We start from the raw sequence: 18,559 nt of genomic DNA, 5'->3' as shown, positions 1-18,559 counted from the left end.
CGCGTTCCGCACCCTGTGCTTGACCTGGCCGAACGGGTTGGCATGCTGGTCGCCACCCCATATGGCGACTTTTCGTCCTGAGCCGGACGACTCCTTACGACGAGCGTGAAAGCAGATCCGGGGATCGGGCTATACACACTGACCGCTTTCATTCCGTCGAGAGGGAACCGATGACAGGGAGGCCTTCGTGACCGCCCCACCCTGGCCGGACGCGTCCACCGAGATCCGGCGCTCCCATGACGAACCCGAACGGTTCGCCGCGGTGTTCGACGCGCACTTCAGCGAGATCCACCGATACGTGGCGAGCCGGCTCGGGCCGAGCGCCGCGGAGGACGTCGTCGCCGACACCTTTCTCACCGCGTTCCGCAACCGGTCGCGTTACGACGCGAGCCGGGGCGGCGTGCGCCCATGGCTGTACGGCATCGCGACCAACCTGATCAGCAGGCAGCGGCGGGTGGAGTTGCGCGCGCTGCGGGCCATGGGCAGGCAGGGCCCGGAGCCCCACGCCGAAGGACCGGAGAACCGGGTCGTCTCCGACGTCACGGCCCAGGGGCTGAAGCCGGCGCTGGCCGCGGCGATCGCCTCGCTGAACGACGGCGATCGGGACGTGCTCCTGCTGGTGGCCCTGGCCGGGCTGACCCACGAGGAGGTCGCCGCGTCCCTCGGCATTCCGTACGGGACCGTCGGATCCCGGCTGAACCGCGCCAGGAAGAAGGTGCGCGCGGTCCTGGGCGACACCAACCCCATGAACGACCTGACGGACTTTTCGCGAAAGAAGGACCAGCATGGATGACCTGAAGATGGTACGTGACGTCTACGGGGAGATCGCGCCCGATCCGCAGCTGGAGACCCGGATCCGGGCCAGGCTCGCTCACGAGGGCGGCCGCTCGTCGTCCCGGCCCGGATTCCTGCGCGGCCGCGCACGCGTGGGCCTGGGGCTGCTCGCCACGGCCGCCGCTGCCGCGGTCGCCGTCACGGCGGTGGGCATCGGCAACGGGGGCGGCGCGGGCACGTCCCCCGTCGCGGGCGCCCCGACCACGGAGTTGTCGGCCAAGTCGATCCTGCTGGCTGCGGCGGACCAGGCCGCGAACGAGCCGACCGGCAGGTTCTGGCGGCTGCACATGATCAGCGGCTCCTCCGGCAGGGTGGAGGGCGCGACGCCATACACGGTCTTCGGTCCGAACGAGTTCGACGGCTGGCGTTCGCCGTCCGCGCAGGAGACCGACTACACCTTCCAGCGCGACCTGGCCGCCTATCCGCTGACGGCCGCGGACAAGTCGGCGTGGAAGGCGGCCGGCTCGCCGGCGTCCTTCAAGGTGCGCAACAACGAGGACTTCTTCACCTACACGCTGGCCGACGGCGCGTGGACCACGAAGCGGATCACCCCGGAGGTCAAGAAGTCCGCCTCGGCGTCCTTCAAGCAGCTGTGCGCCCGGGCCGACGCCGCCGCCAAGTGCCCGCCGAGCGCCCAGCTGACCTGGGCCGAGAAGGAGAAGATCGCCTCCGACCCGGCGCGGTTCCAGGAGTTGCTCTTTCCCCAGGCGACGTCGGACCCGGCGGGCAGGCTCTTCCAGGGGTTCTACTTCCTCATCGAGCAGCCGGCCTCGCCTGAGATCCGGGCCAAGGCGTTCCGCGCCCTCGCCGACCTGCCGGGCGTCCGCGGCGTGGGCAAGGTGAAGTCGCTGGACGGCCGCACCGGTGTCGGGATCGCGGCCGAGGGCAAGATGATCGACGGCAGCGGCGCCACGTACGAGTACCAGATCATCCTCGACCCGAAGACCAACAAGGTGATCGGCGACAAGCAGACCATCGTGGGCGGGACGTACCGCGGCCTCGGCCCGGGGACGGTCCTGACCGAGCAGAGCGTCATGCAGGCGGGCTGGACCGGCGACACCCCGCACCACGGCTGAACGACCGCCTTCTGAGACTGGAGGCCGGAGTGACTCGCCCACTCCGGCCTCCGCCGCGTCTCCGGCGACCCGACACGGGAACCCGATGCCCTGCCGCGGAGTAGAAGCAGGGAGGAGGAAATCATGCGCATATCCATCAGGCCCGTCGTGATCGCGACCGCCCTCGCGACGGCCGCCTGCACGTCCGGCCCCACCGGCGGGACGGCTCCTGCTGGTGGGACGGCCTCTGCTGGTGGGACGGATCCCGCCGCGACCGCCGGTGCGTCCGCTGCCGCGAGCAGTGTCCCGGCCACCCCGACGCCTTCGCTCCTGTCGACCGCGGAGGCGGCGGCCGGTCGGTGCGGCACGCCGGTCACGGACACGGGGGCGGGCATGCCGGACCTGAGGGGGACCTCCCCGGACGCCGAGTTGTGGGCGTTGCCGTTCGCGGCCGTGCCGTTCAAGCGGGGCGAGGAGGTGAAGATCGTCTGGCGGATGACCGGAAGCGGGCCTCTCGTGGTCGGCGCCACGCTCCCGGACGGCACGAAGGCCACGCTGGCGTGGGGGCCGCAGCAACATTCCGGGTCGAACTGGAAGCGGCCGGGCGAAGAGTGGGGGACCGGCCTGGTCTTCCCGAAGAAGGGCTGCTGGAAGGTGCACCTGACGCGCACCGCCGGACAGGGAGACGTCTGGTTCGCCGTCAGGTGACCGTCGCGGCGGCGTCCGGTTCCGTGCCGATCTCCCATGAGCGTGCGGAAATAGGGTGGAGCCTCCTGAGCCCCTTCTGGAGGAACCCACATGATCGGCATCGGCGGTCTCACCCCGGCGGACCGCGACGACTGGCAGACGCTGTTCCGCGGTTACAACACCTTCTACGAGCGGACGCTCCCCGCCGAGATGTACGACAGGGCCTGGAACGCCTTCCAGGAGGACACCCGGATGCACGCCTTCGGCGCGAAGATCGACGGCAGGCTGGTGGGGATCACGCATTTCCTCGTGCACGCCAGCACCACAGCGCCGGACGTGTGCTACCTGCAGGATCTGTTCACCGCGCCGGAGGCCCGGGGCAAGGGGGTGGCGCGCGCACTCATCGGGGCGGTGACCGAATGGGCGCGTGAGCGGGAGTGCAGCCGGGTGTACTGGTCCACCCAGGCGACCAACGCCACCGCCCGCCGGCTGTACGACCAGGTGGCCGTCAACCGGGGCTTCATCCTCTACCAGATCAGCCTGTAGAGGGCCGGGCGCGCGGAAGGGCGCCGCCGAGGATCGGGCGGCACCCTTCTCGTTACGCGCGGTGAACGACTACTTGGCGCTGTCGTCCAGCGCGACGAGCGCGGCGGCGTAGCGGAAAATCTGGCTGCGGCCGAGGTCGCCGATCGTGACGATGCCGAGCGTGCGGGCCAGCGCCTCGGCGCCGGCCTCACCCACGCCGGCGAGGGCGGCGACGGGAGCGTCCACGAGCTTGTCCAGGGTGTACTCCTCGTACTCCCGGTCGAGCAGCTTGTCCAGGTTGGCAGAAACCGCCATGGGGTATCTCCAATGTTTACGATCTTTAAGGCCGCTTGTGTACGGCTTGATCGGAATCTTTGCAGATTCCACCAGTGCGGGTGATTCGTCCGCTCAAAGTCGTCAGGCCCGAGGAGATGACGTGCGGCTACCGGCTCGGGAGCGATCGCGGCAGCCCGAACCATGAGAGCGCGCTGTTGTCGAAGCGGGTCATGGCGCAGATCCGGTCGCCGGAGAGGGTGACGACCACGAGGCCGGTCCCGTGCCGGATGCCGGTCGGGGTGCGCAGGTACGCTCCGAACGCCGGCTGGCCGTTGGCGCGCGTCGGCACGAGGTCGAACCTCCGGCCCGCGCCGAAGATGCCCGTGCAGAAGCGGGCCACGACGTCCCGGCCCTCGTATTCGAGGGGCATCGGCGGCATCGACATGAAGACGTCGTCCGTCAGCATGGCCACCAGCGCGTCGAGATCGGCCGACTCGTACGCGCTGACGAACCTCGCCACGACGGCGTCCTCGGCGGGCGAGCCGGAGGCGGGAGGCGGTTCGCGGTCGGGAGCCGGCAGCCGTCGCCGCAGGCCGGCGCGCGCCCGTTTGAGGGCGCTGTTGACGGACTCGAGGGTCGAGTCGAGCATGTCTGCCACCTCGGCGGCGTGGAATCCGAGGACGTCGCGCAGGACGAGGACGGCGACCTGGCGAGGCGGCAGGACCTGGAGTGCGGTCACGAACGCCAGAGAAATGGATTCGCTCTGCTCGACGCGGGCCTCCGGGCCGAGCGGCACGTGAATCGCGCCGTCAAGGAGGGCGTCGGGAAACGGCTGGAGCCACACGACCTCGCCGACCCGCGTCGGCTCGGGCGGTTCGACCCCGGGCACGTCCCACTCCTTGGCCGGTCGCCGGCTGGCCGAGCGGCGCACGTTGAGGCACCGGTTGGTGGCGATCCGATAGAGCCAGGTGCGGATCGAGGAGCGCCCCTGAAACCCGCCGAAGCCCTGCCAGGCGGCCAGCAGCGCGTCCTGCAGGGCGTCCTCGGCATCCTGGAAGGAGCCGAGCATCCGGTAGCAGTGCACCTGCAACTCCCGGCGGTGCGGCTCGGTCAGCTCCCGGAACGCGTCGCCGTCCCCGGCCCGTGCCCTTGAGATCAGGTCGGCTGTCACTGCTCCCACCTTCGCGTCACCCTTCTTCGCGCATCCTGTCGTACGTCCGTCCGTGTATGGACACCGGTCGGGGGGCGAACTGGGCGGTCGGCGGACACGTTTTCTGAACCGATGTGCGTCAGCGCGTGTGGTGACGCAGTGCCGCGGCGTAGCGGTCGGCGAACACCCGTTGCGCCATTGCGGTGATCGGCCCGGCGAGACGCGTGTACCAGCGCCCGGGCCGGGTGAACGCGCTGATGGTGAAGGACAACGAGCCGTCGTCCGCCACTTCGAGCAGGAACGACTCCTCTCCGCTCTCCGGATGGCCGGGCAGCGTGCCGTACGCGAAGCCGGCCCGGCGGTCCTCGTCGATCGCCCAGACGACCCTGCAGGGCGCCTTCAGCGCGAGGGGGCCGGGACCGAGCCGGCTGACCACGACGACGCCGGGCGCGGCCCTCGGCGCCGTGGCCTGCGGGCGCAATCCCAGCGCGGCGTGCATCCGCCAGGTCAGCAGAGCCTCGGCCGCGCCGCGGAACGAGGCGGCCTCACCCAGGTCGTAGCGGCGGCGAAGATGGCGATATCCACCGGGCAGGTCTCCCGATCCGGTGGCGCCGGCCTCCTCGTAGGTCAGCTCGGCGTTCTGGTACCGCTGCAGATCCATCGCGCTCCTTCCGGGACGCCGTGTCACACGGGTCCGCACGGGTTCACAGGGGACGGGGCCGAAGTCTGCGCCAGGCGGCGACACCGCACAGGGCGAATCCGAATGCGTTGCACACCCCGTGAGTGGCGGCCATCCACTCGACCGACGGATGGGGCACGCCGGCGGCCTCGCCGAACGCCCAGCTCAGTGCCAGGACCATCGTCGCGACGAGGACGGCGGCCGAGACGGCGAGCAGCCCCCGCGTGAGCCGGTCCGTGACGTCGCGACGCACCTCGGTCCAGGTCAGCCACCCGACCAGCCACATCCCCGCGGTGAGGACGACCGCGCCGGCGAGTTCCGCCCAGTCGTCCACGAAGTAACCGGCCAGCACGAGAGCCGTTCCCAGGGGTACGGCCAGGGCGGCCGCGGCGGCCGCCCTCCGCTCTCCGGCCGCGCGGCACACGAGCCCGGCGACCAGCGCCGCGGCGAACCCGGCGAAGTGGAAGTGCGCCACGGTGAGGGCGAGGAGGGACGGTTTGAAGCCGAGGAGCGTGTGCCCGGCGCGCTCCCAGACGAGGGAGACGCCCGCGACGGCCGGGGACGCCATCGCGGTGAGCACCGCCACCTCCCGAAGAGCGAGAGAGCGGCGTCGCCACCCGTCCACGGCGGCGTGCCACGCCCGTACGGCGGCGTGCGACGCGAGGACTCCGGTGGCGCCTGCGTAGAGCGTGGCGAGCCCGGCGGCGACCACACCCCGCCCGATCCAGAGGGAGGCCGCTCCCGGCAGCGCTCCGGCGATCCACACCACGCGGACATGGCGGGGAGTTTTGATCAGGGCAAGGCCGGCGGGCACCACCACCAGCATGCCGAGCATGATGATCACGTTGACGAGGGGAGTCATTGCGCCTCTTCTTGAACGTGTTCAAAGTCGAGCGATGAGCACACCGTATCAAGCCGTCGACGGCCTGCGAAGGCCTGGACCGCCTTTCGGTTCTCACGGAATCGTGAGCGGCTTCCGTGAGAACCGAAGGCCGATGCCGTACAGGGAGCCGACTGGGCGAGAAGCCGGTTCTCAGTCCGAATCACCGGGTGCACGGCGCGCGCGACCGGCTCGTGAACGGATCGGCCTGGCGCGCGCCCGGCCACCGACCGCGTGTCACCAAGCGTGCGTACCAGCCGCGCGTCAGCGGGCGACGACGTTGCGCAGGGGAGTGCCCTCGATCAGAGTGCGCGCGTTCTCGGCGATCAGCGCGTCGGCGCCCAGCGGCCGTCCTCCGGCGGCGTGCGGACTGATGATCACATCGGGTTCGTCCCACAGCGGGGAGTCGGCGGGGAGCGGTTCGTCCTCGAACACGTCGAGCGCGGCGCCGCCGAGTCGTCCGGCCCGGATGGCGCCGAGCAGCGCGGCGGCGTCGACGGTGGAGCCTCGTCCCACGTTGACCACCCACGCGTGCGGCGGCAGGAGTGCGATCCTCGCGGCGTCGAGGGCGTGACGGGTCGCGTCGGTGGACGGCAGGATCATGATCAGCACGTCGGTGACGGGGAGTTCGCCGGGCAGTTCGTCCGCGCTGATGACCGGGTGACCCCCGCGTTGGCCCGCCGTGCGCGCGACGCCGGTGACATGGGCGCCGAGAGCCGTCAGCAGCGGCGCGAGCGTGCCGGCGATCGAGCCGAAGCCCCAGATCAGCACGCGGGCGTCGCGAAGTGTGCGGAACGCTCCGCTCGTGGTGATCGGCTGGATGCCGCCCAGTTCGCCCGCCCAGCGATGGCCGATCTGCGCCCGCGTCAGCCGGTGCAGCCTGCGTGCCGCGGCCAGCACGAGCGCCAGCGTGTGCTCGGCCACGGGCCCGTCGTGCAATGAGCGGCCGGAGGTGATGACGACGTCCGTCGCGAACCCGGCGGCCAGCACCTGATCCGGACCCGCGGCCAGCGTCTGCACCCAGCGGAGCGAGCCGAGCCGCCGCGCGGCGTCGCGGAGCATCTCCCCGGAGTTCCCCCACACGACGAGAGCCTCGGCGTCCACGGCGTGCTCCGGCAGAGGTTCGTGCGGATCGTAGGAGACGACGGTGAAGTCACCGGGCAGCCGCGGATCCAGCGGAATGGTGGTCGGCAGCAGGATCTTCAGGCTCATCGTTCTCCTCGTCGGCATCGGATGTCACCGCTCGCCGATGCGGTCCGGCGCGCACGTTCAGATGGTGTCACCGCGCTGCCGGCGGACGCGGAACCGGGCTCTGTCCAGCCCCGCGGCCTCGATAGTTGCGATCGTGTTCGGCAAGTTTCGGAGCCTTCTTGCGTCTCCGGACCCTGCTCGCATCCCTGCCGGATGGAACGATGACCGAAACATAACCACAGGTGAGAGGCGTCATTGCCGTTCCCCGCGCTGATGCTCCCGGAAGTGCGCCGGTGCTTGGTCACCCGAAGGGTGGTGCGGTTCCCTACCTCTGGAATCGCGAATGTTTCCGAAACTGTTGACGACGTCTGATTGCAACACCTAGCGTGGCAGCGATCGAGTTCAAGGCCTGAGCGAAGGTCGCCGGCCGAACGCCGGAGCCGGGTTCGGCGGCCGTGGCGAAGGCGGTCGGGGACGGATGGGTCAGATGAGAGCCGCGCTGCTGCACAACGTCGGAAGTCCTCTGCAGGTCGGCGAGCTGAAACTCGACGAGCCGCACGCGGGCGAAGTCCTCGTCAGAGTCGAGGCGGCCGGCGTCTGCCACAGCGACCAGCACTATCTCGCCGGCGACCTGCGGTGCCCGCTCCCCGTCGTCCCCGGGCACGAGGGCGCCGGCGTGATCGAGGCCGTGGGGCCGGGCGTCACCCGGTTCGCGCCGGGCGACCGGGTCTGCCTGATGTGGCGGCCCCGCTGCGGCCGGTGCCGCTACTGCCTGGTCGGACGGCCCGCCCTGTGCGAGGCCGCCGGCATCCAGTCGAGCTCCGGCGGCCTGCTCGACGGGACCAGCCGCCTGAGCGCCGGCGGCACGAAGGTTCACCACCTGCTGGGCGTCTCCTGCTTCGCCGAACACTGCGTCGTGTCCGAGCACGCCGTGGTGCCCGTGCCCGACGGGGTCCCGGCCGAGATCGCGGCGATCGCCGGCTGCGCGGTCATCACCGGCGTGGGCGCCGTGCTGAACGCCGTCGGCCGCTGCGCCGGCGACGGCATCGTGATCTTCGGTGCGGGCGGCGTCGGGCTGTCGAGCGTGCTCGGCGCGGTGCTGGCCGGGGCGAACCCGATCGTCGTCGTCGACGTCGTCCCCGAAAGGCTCGAGATGGCCGAGCGGCTGGGCGCCACGCACACCGTGGACGCCTCCCGCGAGGACGCCGCCGACGCCCTCCGCGCGATCCGCCCCGGCGGCATGGAGTGGGCGATCGAGGCGGTCGGCCGCCCTGCCACGCTCGAGACGGCCCTCCACGTGCTGCGCCCGGGGGGCACGCTCGTGGCGGTCGGCCTCGGCGCGGTCGGCACGACGTTCGACGTTCCGATCAACCTGCTCGTGCAGCGGGAGAAGCGCGTGGTCGGCAGCCTGTACGGCTCGGCCAACCCGCTTGTGGACCTTCCCCGGCTGTTCGAGCTCTACCTCGCCGACCGGCTGCCGCTCGACGCGCTCATCGGCAGGCGGTACCCGCTCGACCGCATCAACGAGGCCTTCGCCGACCTGACCAGCGGTTCGGTCGGCCGGGGCGTGATTCTCCCGTGGGAGTCGCAGTGACCATCGCGCAAGAAGCCGCCGAGGCGCGCTACGCCACCTATCCGAGCCTCCGCGGCCGGGTCGCCTTCGTCAGCGGCGGCTCGACCGGTCTGGGCTCGGAGTTCGTCTCCGCTCTCGCGGCCCAGGGCGTACGGGTCGGCTTCGCCGACATCGACGTCGCCGGGGCCGAGCGCCTGCTCGAACGGCTGAGCCGTACGGACTGCCCGGAGCCGGTGTTCGTCGAGGCCGACGTCCGGGACGTCACCCAGGTGCGGGCGGCCGTCGCGGAGGTGACGGACAGGCTCGGGCCGATCTCGATCCTCGTCAACAACGCGGCCAACGACGAGCGCCATGAGAGCGCGGCGGTCGACGAGGCCTACTGGGACAACGCGATCGCGGTCAACCTGAAGCACCACTTCTTCGCGATCCAGGCGGTCGTCCCCGGCATGCGCGCGCTCGGCGGCGGTTCGATCGTCAACCTGGGCTCGATCAGCGCGCACGCCGACTTCGTCGGCCTGCCGGCGTACGTCACGTCCAAGGCGGGCATCGAGGGCCTGACCAGGACGCTGGCTCGTGAGCTCGGGCCGGACCGGATCCGCGTCAACTGCCTCATCCCGGGATGGGTCTTCACCGAACGGCAGCTCGCGCAACTGGTCACGCCTGAGACGCTGGCGAAACTCGACCAGGTCCAGTCGCTGAAGGACAACATCATGCCGGCCGACGTCGCACGGATGGTGTTGTGGCTCGCGGCCGACGACAGCGCCATGTGCACCGGCCAGAAGTGGATCGTCGACGGAGGATGGATGTGAACATGTCGGGCAGCGCGGACGGCACGGAGCCGGAGCAGGGCGGCGGCCGCACCAGGCGGAGCGCGCACTGGTTCGGGGCCGAAGGCCGCGCGGGAATGTTGTACCGGTCCTGGATGCGCAACCAGGGGTTCGGGCCGGAGGTCTTCGACGGCCGCCCGGTCATCGGCATCGCGACCACCTGGTCCGAGCTCGCGCCCTGCAACTCGCACCTGCACCGGGTGGCCGAGGCGGTGAAACGCGGCGTCTGGCAGGCGGGCGGCTTCCCGCTGGAGTTCCCCGTACTCGCGACCGGCGAGACGCTGATGCGCCCGACCGCGATGCTCTACCGCAACCTGCTCGCCATGGAGGCCGAGGAGCTCATCCGGGCCAACCCGCTCGACGGCGTGGTGCTGCTGTCCGGCTGCGACAAGACCACGCCGGGGCTGCTGATGGGCGCCGCCAGCGTCGACCTCCCGGCCGTGATGGTGACCGGCGGCCCGATGCTCAACGGCAAGTTCCAGGGCCGTGACGTCGGCTCGGGCACCCACGTCTGGAAGTTCGAGGCGGAGATCAAGGCCGGCCGGATGACCGTCGAGGAGGGCTACGCCGCCGAGGGCTGCATGGCCCGGTCGAACGGGCACTGCATGACGATGGGCACCGCCTCCACCATGGCCTGCATGGCCGAGGCCCTCGGCATGCAGCTTCCCGGCTCGGCGACCTGGCCCGCCGTGGACATGCGCCGGATGGAGGTCGCGCAGCAGGCCGGACGGCGGATCGTGGACATGGTCGAGCAGGACCTGCGCCCGAGCGCGATCCTCACCCGGGAGGCCTTCGAGAACGCGATCAGGACCAACGCCGCCATCGGCGGGTCCACCAACGCGATCATCCACCTGACCGCCCTGGCCGGTCGGCTCGGCGTCGACCTGAAGCTCGACGACTTCGACACGCTCGTCCGGGACGTGCCGACGATCGTCGACCTCATGCCGTCGGGCCGGTTCCTCATGGAGGACTTCTGCTACGCGGGCGGCCTGCCGGTCGTCATGCGCGAGCTCGACGAGGCGGGCCTGCTCCACTCGGACGCCGTCACCGTCACCGGCCGAAGCATCGGGGAGAACGTCGCGGACGCGGTCTGCTGGAACACCGAGGTGATCCGCCCGCTGACCGAGCCGCTGCTGCCGTCCGGCACCGGGACCGCGATCCTGCGCGGCAACCTCTGCCCGAACGGCGCGGTGATCAAGCAGTCGGCCGCGTCGCCGTCCCTGATGCACCACGAGGGCAGGGCGCTGGTCTTCGACTCGCCCGAGGCCTACCACGCGGTGTGCGACGACGAGGACCTCGACGTCACCCCCGACGACGTGCTGGTCATCCGGGGCGCGGGCCCCAAGGGCTACCCGGGCATGCCGGAGGTGGCCAACGTGCCGCTGCCCGCGAAGCTGCTCCGCGACGGCGTGAGCGACATGGTGCGCATCAGCGACGGGCGCATGAGCGGCACCGGGTTCGGCACCGTGGTCCTGCACGTCTCACCGGAGGCCGCGGTCGGTGGCCCGCTCGCGCTGGTGCGCACCGGCGACCGCATCGAGCTCGACGTGCCGGGCAGGCGGCTGACCCTGCACGTGAGCGACGAGGAGCTCGACCGCAGGCGCGCAGAGTGGCAGGCCCCTGCCACGCAGGAGGAGGGCGGGTACCGCTGGCTCTACCGCCGGCACGTCCTTCAGGCGGACGAAGGGGTGGACTTCGAGTTCCTGCGCGGCAGCCGCGGAAGCGAGGTCCCGCGCGACTCGCACTGACAGCCCGCCGTCGCGCTTCGACGGCCGCCAGCTCTCCGGCCGTCGCGGCAGCCCGGCGACACTTCCGTAACTCGCGGCCTATTCTCGTGCCCCCCGGCCGTCGTCATCCCGTCCCCGTGCCCGTCGCACCGGTAAGCAGCGCCAAGGAGTCACCGTGAACATCGTCAGGTATCGGACGCGGGAATCCGCGCGGCCCCGGATCGGGCTGCACGACGACGGCCACGTCGCCGAGCTCGGGGGAGTGACGTCGCTCGCGGAGCTCTGGGCGTCGCCGCTGGCCGACCTGCGCGCCCTGCTCGCAGGAGGTCCGCTCGGCGACCGGGTGCCCCTCTCGGAGGTCGACCTCCTGGCACCCGTCGACGGCACGACCGAGGTGTGGGCGGCGGGCGTCACGTACGAGACGTCCCGTGAGGCCAGGGTCGAGGAGAGCGAGCGGGCCGCGACCATCTACGAGCTGGTCTACGACGCCGAGCGGCCGGAGCTGTTCTTCAAGTCGGTGCCGTGGCGGGTCGTCGGCCCCGGCGGGCGCCTGGCCGTACGCGCCGACTCCGTCGTCGACGTGCCCGAGCCCGAGCTGGCGCTGGTGGTCAACCGCTTCGGGGAGACCGTCGGCTACACGGTGTGCAACGACATGTCCTCGCGGAGCATCGAGGGGGAGAACCCTCTCTACCTGCCCCAGGCCAAGATCTACTGGGGTGGGTGCGGCCTGGGTCCGTGGATCACTCCGGTCTGGGAGGTCGAGGATCCGTACGACCTCACGATCGAGATGACGATCGGCAGGAACGGCGGGCGGGAGTGGAGCGGTGAGACGAGCACCGCGCGGCTGCACCGGCGGCTGGACGAGCTGGTGTCGTATCTGATGCGCGGCGACGTGCACCCGGACGGGGTGATCCTGTCGACCGGGACCTGCCTCGTGCCCGAAGCGCCGTTCACGCTCGCGGACGGCGACACCGTCGAGATCGCCATCAGCGGAGTCGGCGTGCTCGGCAACACGGTGGTCCGCGGCATGCCGCCGGGTGTGAACCCCGCGTACGGCCACGCCACCGAAGGGCGGCAGTCATGATCGACAGTATCGATCCGCGCACCGGGCGCGTCGTCGAGCGCATCGAGGCCGGCACGACGTCGGCGGACCTCGACGACCTGTGCGCGCGGGCCGAGGCGGCCGCACGGGAGCTCACGGCGCTCGGGCGCGCGGGGCGGGCGCGGCTGCTGCGGTCCATGGCGGGCGCGATCGAGGACGCCAGGACCGATCTGGTCGCCGTCGCCGACCGTGAGACGGCCCTCGGCGAGCAGCGGCTGAACGGCGAGCTGACCAGGACGTGTTACCAGCTCGACCTGTTCGCCGACGTGGTGGAGGACGGCGCCTACCTCGAGGCCACAATCGACCACGCCGGGGACACCCCGATGGGCCCCCGTCCCGACCTGCGCCGCATGCTGGTCCCGCTCGGCCCGGTCGCTGTGTTCGGCGCGAGCAACTTCCCGTTCGCGTTCTCCGTGCCCGGCGGCGACACGGCGTCGGCGCTGGCCGCCGGATGCCCGGTCGTCGCCAAGGTGCACGAGGCGCATCCCGCGACGTCGGTGCGCGCCCACGAGGCGCTCGCCGAAGGAGCGGCGGCGGCGGGCGTCACCCCCGACGTCGTCAACCTGGTCTTCGGCCGCGAGGCGGGCGTCGACCTGGTCAGGCACCCCGCCGTCCAGGCCGTCGGCTTCACCGGCTCGCTCGGCGCCGGGCGGGCGTTGTTCGACGTCGCCTCGTCCCGGCCGTCGCCGATCCCCTTCTACGGCGAACTCGGTGCCCTCAACACGCTCGTCGTGTGCCCCGCGGCGGCCGCGGCGCGCGGCGAGGACATCGCGGCGGGCCTCGCCGCCTCCTTCACGCTCGGTGTGGGGCAGTTCTGCACGAAGCCCGGCGTGGTGCTGCTCCCCGCCGGCGCGCACGGCGAGACCGTCCGCCGATCGCTGGCGGAGCGGGTCGCGGCGATGTCCGCCGGGGTCATGCTCAGCGAGCGGACGGCCGGCACCTATCTGCGCGGCACAGAGACGCTCCTCGGCATGGACGGCGTCGAGGTGCTCGCCCGTGGACATGAGGCCATCGGCGAGGGCTGGACGGGCGTCCCGCTGCTCCTGCGGGCGGACGTCGCCTCGGTCACGGGCGCCCTGACCGAGGAGTGCTTCGGCCCGGTCCTGGTCGTCGTCGAGTACGACGGCGAGGGGCGGCTGCTCGAACTGCTGCGGCGGTTCGGGCCGGCGCTCACCGGGACGGTCCACGCCGACGCGGCTGACGCCGAACTGTCGGCCCTCGTGCTCGCGCAGCTCGCGGGCACGGTGGGCCGCGTGGTGTGGAACGGGTTCCCGACCGGCGTCGCCGTGGCGTGGGGCATGCACCACGGCGGGCCGTACCCGGCGACCACGAGTGCTCTCCACACCAGCGTGGGCACCACGGCGATCCGCCGCTGGTTGCGCCCGATCAGTTTGCAGAACGTCCCGCAGGAGCTGCTGCCCGACGAGCTGCGCGACGTCCCCGCCGGCGCCGCCGGACTGGTCCGCCGCGTCGACGGCGTCCTCACCCCGGTCGCATAGCGGTTCGTGCCGGACGGCATGCTGGACACGCTGATTCCTCCGATAAGGGACATTGCTGCAATGACGACACAACCCCAGGCCCCCACTCCCCTCCGCTGGGCGATCATCGGCACCGGCGGGATCGCGAGCGCGTTCGCCGAGGACCTGCGGCTCTCCGACGACGGCGAGGTGGTGGCGGTCGCGTCCCGTTCCGCCGAGCGGGCCGAGGCGTTCGCCGCGAAGACGGGGGCCACGCGGTTCTCCGCCGACCTGGCCGGGCTGCTGGAGTCCGACGACATCGACGCCGTCTACGTCGCGGTGCCGCACAGCGGGCACCGGGACGCGGCCGTCGCCGCGCTCGAGGCCGGCAAGGCCGTCCTGGTCGAGAAGCCGTTCACGATCAACCGGGCCGAGGCCGAGGAGCTCGTGAAGCTGGCCCGCGCGAAGGGCGTGTTCCTGATGGAGGCGATGTGGACGCGCTTCCTGCCGCACATGGTCCGCATCCGCGAACTGCTCGCGCAGGGGCGTCTCGGCGAGCTCCGGCAGGTCAACGCCGAGCTCGGCGTCTGGTTCGAGAAGGACCCCGCGCACCGGATGTTCGACCCGCACCTGGGCGGCGGCGCCCTGCTCGACCTCGGGGTCTACCCGGTGTCGTTCGCGTCCATGGTGATGGGCGAGCCGGCGTCGGTGCTCGGGGCGGCCCAGTTCGGCGACACCGGGGTGGACGCCCAGACCGCCGTGGTGCTCCAGTACGGGCAGGGCCGGCAGTCGGTGATCGCGACCTCGATGGAGGCGTGGCTGCGCAACCAGGCGTCGATCTCCGGGACGGACGCCCGGATCGAGGTCGACCAGATGTTCCACACGCCGAAGTCGTTCACCCTGACCACGCGGACCGGGGCGGTGGAGCGCTACGACTTCCCCGTGGAGGGCAGCGGGCTGCGCTTCCAGGCCGAGGAGGTCGCGCGGTGCGTGCGCGCCGGTCTGCTGGAGAGCTCCGTGATGCCGCTCGACGAGACCTGCCAGATCATGGGCACGATGGACGAGGTGCGCGCCCAGATCGGCCTGCGGTACCCGAGCGAGTGACCTCGTCGGCCGGTTGACGTCCGGCCTGCCATCGAATGCGCGATTTGTGAGACACTGCGCAGTCGATTTCGGCGGGGGCGGGCCAGGGCCCGGGTGTGGAACCGCGGTCCGGCCGCCCCGCCAGGCAGAGGGGTACATGAAACTCGGTTTGCACTACTGGAACTTCTCGACCCCGGCGGATCCCCAGCTGATCGCGCCGACGCTGGCGGAGACGGCCCGCGTCGCCGAACAGGCGGGGATCTCGTCGTTCACGCCGATGGACCACTACTTCCAGATGCGGCACCGCCGCGGAGGCGCGCACGAGCCGATGCTGGAGGGGTACACGACGCTCGGGTACGTGGCCGCGCTGACCACGCGCATGACGCTCGGCCTGATGGTCACCGGCGCGATGTACCGGCACCCCGGCCTGCTGGCGAAGATCGTCACTACCCTCGACGTGTTGTCCGGCGGCCGCGCGCAGTTCGGCATCGGCGCGTCCTGGTACGAGCGGGAGCAACGCGGGCTCGGCGTGCCCGTGGTCCCGATGGCCGAGCGGTTCGAGCGGCTGGAGGAGACGGTCCAGATCTGCCTTCAGATGTGGAGCGACGACGACGGCCCCTACCGCGGACGTCACTATCAGCTCGAGGAGACCCTGTGCGTGCCGGCGCCGCTGGGCCGGCCGCGCCCGCCGATCATGATCGGCGGCGGCGGGGAGAAGAAGACCCTGCGACTGGTCGCCCGGTACGGGGACGCCTGCAACCTGTTCGCCACCGGCCCGGAGGAGGTGGCGCACAAGCTGGACGTGCTGCGGGCGCACTGCGACGCCGAGGGCCGCGACTACGACGCCATAGAGAAGACCGTGATGTTCAGCCGCCCGGTCCTCGAGGAGACCGGCGTGTTCCTCGCCGAGGCGGAGGAGTACGCGAGGCTGGGGATCAGCGAGATCCAGGTGCTGCCGGACCGGCACCCGGTCGACTTCACCGAACACGTGGCGGAGCGCGTCGCCCCACGCGTCGCCGCGATCGGCTGACACACGACAACCCGGCGGTGGCCGGCTAGGAGTCGGGTCGCCCGCCGGCGGGACCAGGCGCCGGCGGGCGACCCGAGGCGTCCTCAGCCCTGGGCCGCCGCGGTGGTGACGGTGGCCTCCATGACCCGGTCGAACCCGACGTGGCGCCGGGGCCCGGTCATCGTGACGGAGACGGTCTCGCGGATATCGGCGCTTGACGCCCCGATCCGCAGCTCGACCTCGCCCGGGTCGACCTGCCGCCGTCCCGCCGCTCCGGTATAGGAGGTCTGGTCGGCGTGCAGGGAGATCGTGACCTCCCGCGTCTCGCCCGGCTCCAGGTCGACCCGGTGCGCGGTCAGCAGCGACTGCACCGGGCGGGCGACCTCCGCCACCGGGTCGTGCAGGTAGACCTGCACGACCTCCGAGACCGGGCCGGCGGCGTCGTTGCTGAGCGTCACCCGCACGTCGAAGGCGCCGTCGGTCGGCCACGTCCTCGCCGCGCCGGCGGTGACGGCCCCCCACGTGATCGGCGTGTAGGACAGCCCGTGGCCGAACGGGAACAGCGGGGTGGGATCCACCGAGCTCACCTCGCTGCGCCGGGCGAGCGGCGCGGCCAGGTAGGTGGAGGGCTGGGTGGCGCCGTCGCCGGGGAAGCTCACCGGGAGCCGCCCCGCCGGGTCGGCCCGGCCGGACAGGACGTCGGCCAGGGCCCGAGCGCCCTCCTCGCCGGGGAAGAACCCGCACACGACGGCCGCCAGGCGGTCGACCTGCCGGGCGAGTTCGTACGGCCGGCCGACCAGGAGAACCAGCACCACCGGAGTGCCCGTGGCCAGGACGGCCTCGAGCAACTCCTCCTGCCTTCCGGGAAGGCGCAGGTTCTCCGTGTCGCAGCCCTCGCCGGAGGTGCCCCGCCCGAACAGGCCCGCCTGGTCGCCGAGCACGGCCACGCACACGTCGGCGGCCGCCGCGGCCGCGACGGCCGCCGCGATCCCCTCGTCGTCGCCGCCGAGGACCGGCACCCCCTGCTTGTAACGCACGTCGTAACCCGCCGGATCGGCGCGCAGCGCCTCGACCAGGGTCGGCACCTCGATGCCGACGGGGACGTCCGGATGGTGCACGCCGACGTGCATCGGGAAGGAGTAGCACCCCATCATGGCCTGCGGGGTGTCGGCGCGCGGCCCGACGACGGCGAGCCGCAGCCTCGGCGCCAGGGGCAACGTGCCGGTGTTGCGCAGCAGGACCACCGAGCGGCGGGCCAGCTCCGCGGCCAGGGCCCGCTGCTCGTCGCCGTCCAGCACCGCCTCGCCCGTCTCCGTCCCCTCCTCGGCGAGTACGGAGGGCTCGGGGTCCCATCCCTCGTCGAGCAGGCCCAGCCGGCACTTCTGCAGCAGCACGCGCCGCAGCGCGCGGTCGATGAGGGCCGGGTCGACCTCGCCGCGTTCGATCGCCTCGATCAGCGGCGGGCCGAAGGTGTTCACCGTGGGCAGTTCGACGTCGATCCCCGCGGTGAGGGCGAGCCTGGCCGCGTCGGCGGGCGACTCCGCCACGTTGTGCAGGGTCTGCAGGAAGGCGACGGAGAAGTAGTCGGCGACGACGGTGCCGGTGAAGCCGTAGGTGTCGCGCAACAGGTCGGTGAGCAGCGCGGGATCGGCCGCGACGGGCACCCCGTCGATGTCGGCGTAGGAGTTCATCACCGAGTCGGCCCCGGCCCGCAGCGCCATCTCGAACGGCGGCAGCAGGACGTCGGCGATCTCACGGCGGCCCGCCGACACCGGGGCGAGGTTGCGGCCCGCCTTGGACGCGGAGTAGCCCACGAAATGCTTCAGGGTGGCGATGACGCCCGCGGACTGCACGCCGCGGATGTAGGCGGCGCCGATCGTGCCGACGAGGACCGGATCCTCGCCGATGGTCTCCTCGACGCGACCCCACCGCAGGTCGCGGGCCACGTCGAGCACCGGGGCCAGACCCTGGTGGACGCCGAGCCGCCGCATGGTCGCGCCGATCTGCGCCCCCATCCGCTCCACGAGGTCCGGGTCGAAACTGGCCCCCCAGCACAGCGGCGACGGGTAGACGGTGGCCTTCCACGCGGCCAGGCCGGTCAGGATCTCCTCGTGCACCAGTGCCGGGATGCCCCAGCGTCCGGCCGCCGTGATCGACCGCTGCGCGTTCGCGAGCGTGGTCGCCCCCGTGAGAACGCCGACGGGCGTCGTGCCGAACGGCCGGGTCAGCTGGCCGATGCCGTTCTTCACCAGCTCGTCCCACCCGACGGGCAGCGACGTGAACTCGTGCTGGTGCGGAGCCATCTCGCCGTCTTCGTCCTTGATCCCCACCCAGACGCCGTACAGCTGCGCGACCTTCTCGGCCACGCTCATCCGGGCCATCAGGGCCTCGACCCGCTCCTCGTCGGGGACGGCGGTGTCCTTCCACACCTTCGGCGAGGTTTCAGTGCTCAAAGCCACGGTGTTCTCCGTTTGGTCGTGTGAATCGCTCGTACGGCCGTCGTC

The 18,559-nt window shown here is 71.7% G+C and carries 17 protein-coding genes; 11 read left to right on the top strand and 6 right to left on the bottom strand.

The features are described from left to right. The first annotated feature begins 187 nt into the window (after positions 1-187). From Pph01_RS06980 to Pph01_RS06965, 4 genes are all read left to right on the top strand, one after another. The gene (locus Pph01_RS06980) at positions 188-793 is read left to right on the top strand and encodes an RNA polymerase sigma factor (protein ID WP_204072124.1); all 606 of its coding nucleotides are present in this window, start codon (positions 188-190) and stop codon (positions 791-793) included. Beyond that, positions 786-1,910: a CU044_5270 family protein gene (locus Pph01_RS06975; protein ID WP_204072123.1), complete on the top strand. Its 1,125-nt coding sequence runs from the start codon at positions 786-788 to the stop codon at positions 1,908-1,910. The genes Pph01_RS06980 and Pph01_RS06975 overlap by 8 nt, the downstream gene beginning before the upstream one ends. A 123-nt stretch (positions 1,911-2,033) precedes the next feature. After that, positions 2,034-2,597, top strand: a complete 564-nt coding sequence (locus tag Pph01_RS06970; RefSeq protein ID WP_204072122.1) for a hypothetical protein — start codon at positions 2,034-2,036, stop codon at positions 2,595-2,597. Between the two features lie 90 nt (positions 2,598-2,687). Next, positions 2,688-3,122 (top strand): GNAT family N-acetyltransferase, encoded by a 435-nt coding sequence (locus Pph01_RS06965; RefSeq protein ID WP_204072121.1) that lies wholly within the window; start codon positions 2,688-2,690, stop codon positions 3,120-3,122. A 69-nt stretch (positions 3,123-3,191) separates the two neighbouring features. Here Pph01_RS06965 and Pph01_RS06960 read toward each other — a convergent pair whose 3' ends face one another. The 5 genes from Pph01_RS06960 to Pph01_RS06940 form a co-directional block, all read right to left on the bottom strand. Continuing rightward, positions 3,192-3,416, bottom strand: coding sequence for a hypothetical protein (locus Pph01_RS06960; protein ID WP_203882545.1), 225 nt, complete (start codon positions 3,414-3,416; stop codon positions 3,192-3,194). Between the two features lie 127 nt (positions 3,417-3,543). Beyond that, on the bottom strand, positions 3,544-4,548 hold the full coding sequence (locus Pph01_RS06955; RefSeq protein WP_204072120.1) for a sigma-70 family RNA polymerase sigma factor: 1,005 nt from the start codon (positions 4,546-4,548) through the stop codon (positions 3,544-3,546). Between the two features lie 118 nt (positions 4,549-4,666). Continuing rightward, a complete protein-coding gene (locus tag Pph01_RS06950; RefSeq protein WP_204072119.1) occupies positions 4,667-5,188 on the bottom strand; it encodes a DUF1990 domain-containing protein in 522 nt (173 codons plus the stop codon). A 43-nt stretch (positions 5,189-5,231) separates the two neighbouring features. Next, positions 5,232-6,068, bottom strand: a complete 837-nt coding sequence (locus tag Pph01_RS06945) for a YndJ family protein (protein WP_204072118.1) — start codon at positions 6,066-6,068, stop codon at positions 5,232-5,234. Positions 6,069-6,350: 282 nt separating this feature from the next. Continuing rightward, positions 6,351-7,298 carry a phosphoglycerate dehydrogenase gene (locus Pph01_RS06940; RefSeq protein ID WP_204072117.1) on the bottom strand — a complete coding sequence of 316 codons (948 nt, stop codon included), beginning with the start codon at positions 7,296-7,298 and terminating at the stop codon, positions 6,351-6,353. Positions 7,299-7,764: 466 nt separating this feature from the next. On the opposite strand from Pph01_RS06940, the gene Pph01_RS06935 reads away from it, so the two are divergent. The 7 genes from Pph01_RS06935 (at position 7,765) to Pph01_RS06905 (ending at position 16,076) form a co-directional block, all read left to right on the top strand. Continuing rightward, positions 7,765-8,871, top strand: a complete 1,107-nt coding sequence (locus Pph01_RS06935; protein ID WP_204072116.1) for an alcohol dehydrogenase catalytic domain-containing protein — start codon at positions 7,765-7,767, stop codon at positions 8,869-8,871. Further along, the gene (locus Pph01_RS06930; RefSeq protein WP_204072115.1) at positions 8,868-9,659 is read left to right on the top strand and encodes an SDR family NAD(P)-dependent oxidoreductase; all 792 of its coding nucleotides are present in this window, start codon (positions 8,868-8,870) and stop codon (positions 9,657-9,659) included. The genes Pph01_RS06935 and Pph01_RS06930 overlap by 4 nt, the downstream gene beginning before the upstream one ends. Before the next feature lie 2 nt (positions 9,660-9,661). Continuing rightward, positions 9,662-11,425: an IlvD/Edd family dehydratase gene (locus tag Pph01_RS06925; RefSeq protein ID WP_204072114.1), complete on the top strand. Its 1,764-nt coding sequence runs from the start codon at positions 9,662-9,664 to the stop codon at positions 11,423-11,425. A 154-nt stretch (positions 11,426-11,579) separates the two neighbouring features. Beyond that, the gene (locus tag Pph01_RS06920; protein WP_204072113.1) at positions 11,580-12,488 is read left to right on the top strand and encodes a fumarylacetoacetate hydrolase family protein; all 909 of its coding nucleotides are present in this window, start codon (positions 11,580-11,582) and stop codon (positions 12,486-12,488) included. After that, positions 12,485-14,005 carry an aldehyde dehydrogenase (NADP(+)) gene (locus Pph01_RS06915; protein ID WP_204072112.1) on the top strand — a complete coding sequence of 507 codons (1,521 nt, stop codon included), beginning with the start codon at positions 12,485-12,487 and terminating at the stop codon, positions 14,003-14,005. The genes Pph01_RS06920 and Pph01_RS06915 overlap by 4 nt, the downstream gene beginning before the upstream one ends. A 60-nt stretch (positions 14,006-14,065) precedes the next feature. Next, on the top strand, positions 14,066-15,067 hold the full coding sequence (locus Pph01_RS06910; RefSeq protein ID WP_204072111.1) for a Gfo/Idh/MocA family protein: 1,002 nt from the start codon (positions 14,066-14,068) through the stop codon (positions 15,065-15,067). Between the two features lie 136 nt (positions 15,068-15,203). Next, complete coding sequence (locus tag Pph01_RS06905) at positions 15,204-16,076, top strand: LLM class F420-dependent oxidoreductase (RefSeq protein WP_204072110.1); 873 nt, start codon at positions 15,204-15,206, stop codon at positions 16,074-16,076. Positions 16,077-16,159: 83 nt separating this feature from the next. Here the strand turns inward: Pph01_RS06905 and Pph01_RS06900 are convergent, their stop codons facing one another. Next, positions 16,160-18,514 (bottom strand): beta-xylosidase/alpha-l-arabinosidase, encoded by a 2,355-nt coding sequence (locus Pph01_RS06900; RefSeq protein WP_239116488.1) that lies wholly within the window; start codon positions 18,512-18,514, stop codon positions 16,160-16,162. Positions 18,515-18,559: the final 45 nt, after the last annotated feature.

It is taken from the genome of Planotetraspora phitsanulokensis, from assembly GCF_016863295.1.
Taxonomy (GTDB): domain Bacteria; phylum Actinomycetota; class Actinomycetes; order Streptosporangiales; family Streptosporangiaceae; genus Planotetraspora; species Planotetraspora phitsanulokensis.
The sequence above is the reverse complement of the archived record's forward strand: the minus strand, read 5'-3'. Positions and strand labels throughout refer to the sequence as shown.

Coding starts and splice junctions, on each gene's coding strand:
- Pph01_RS06975 (WP_204072123.1), top strand. CDS start 786: ATGGATGACCTGAAGATGGTACGTGACGTCTACGGGGAGATCGCGCCC.
- Pph01_RS06970 (WP_204072122.1), top strand. CDS start 2,034: ATGCGCATATCCATCAGGCCCGTCGTGATCGCGACCGCCCTCGCGACG.
- Pph01_RS06965 (WP_204072121.1), top strand. CDS start 2,688: ATGATCGGCATCGGCGGTCTCACCCCGGCGGACCGCGACGACTGGCAG.
- Pph01_RS06960 (WP_203882545.1), bottom strand. CDS start 3,416: ATGGCGGTTTCTGCCAACCTGGACAAGCTGCTCGACCGGGAGTACGAG.
- Pph01_RS06950 (WP_204072119.1), bottom strand. CDS start 5,188: ATGGATCTGCAGCGGTACCAGAACGCCGAGCTGACCTACGAGGAGGCC.
- Pph01_RS06945 (WP_204072118.1), bottom strand. CDS start 6,068: ATGACTCCCCTCGTCAACGTGATCATCATGCTCGGCATGCTGGTGGTG.
- Pph01_RS06940 (WP_204072117.1), bottom strand. CDS start 7,298: ATGAGCCTGAAGATCCTGCTGCCGACCACCATTCCGCTGGATCCGCGG.
- Pph01_RS06935 (WP_204072116.1), top strand. CDS start 7,765: ATGAGAGCCGCGCTGCTGCACAACGTCGGAAGTCCTCTGCAGGTCGGC.
- Pph01_RS06925 (WP_204072114.1), top strand. CDS start 9,662: ATGTCGGGCAGCGCGGACGGCACGGAGCCGGAGCAGGGCGGCGGCCGC.
- Pph01_RS06915 (WP_204072112.1), top strand. CDS start 12,485: ATGATCGACAGTATCGATCCGCGCACCGGGCGCGTCGTCGAGCGCATC.
- Pph01_RS06910 (WP_204072111.1), top strand. CDS start 14,066: ATGACGACACAACCCCAGGCCCCCACTCCCCTCCGCTGGGCGATCATC.
- Pph01_RS06905 (WP_204072110.1), top strand. CDS start 15,204: ATGAAACTCGGTTTGCACTACTGGAACTTCTCGACCCCGGCGGATCCC.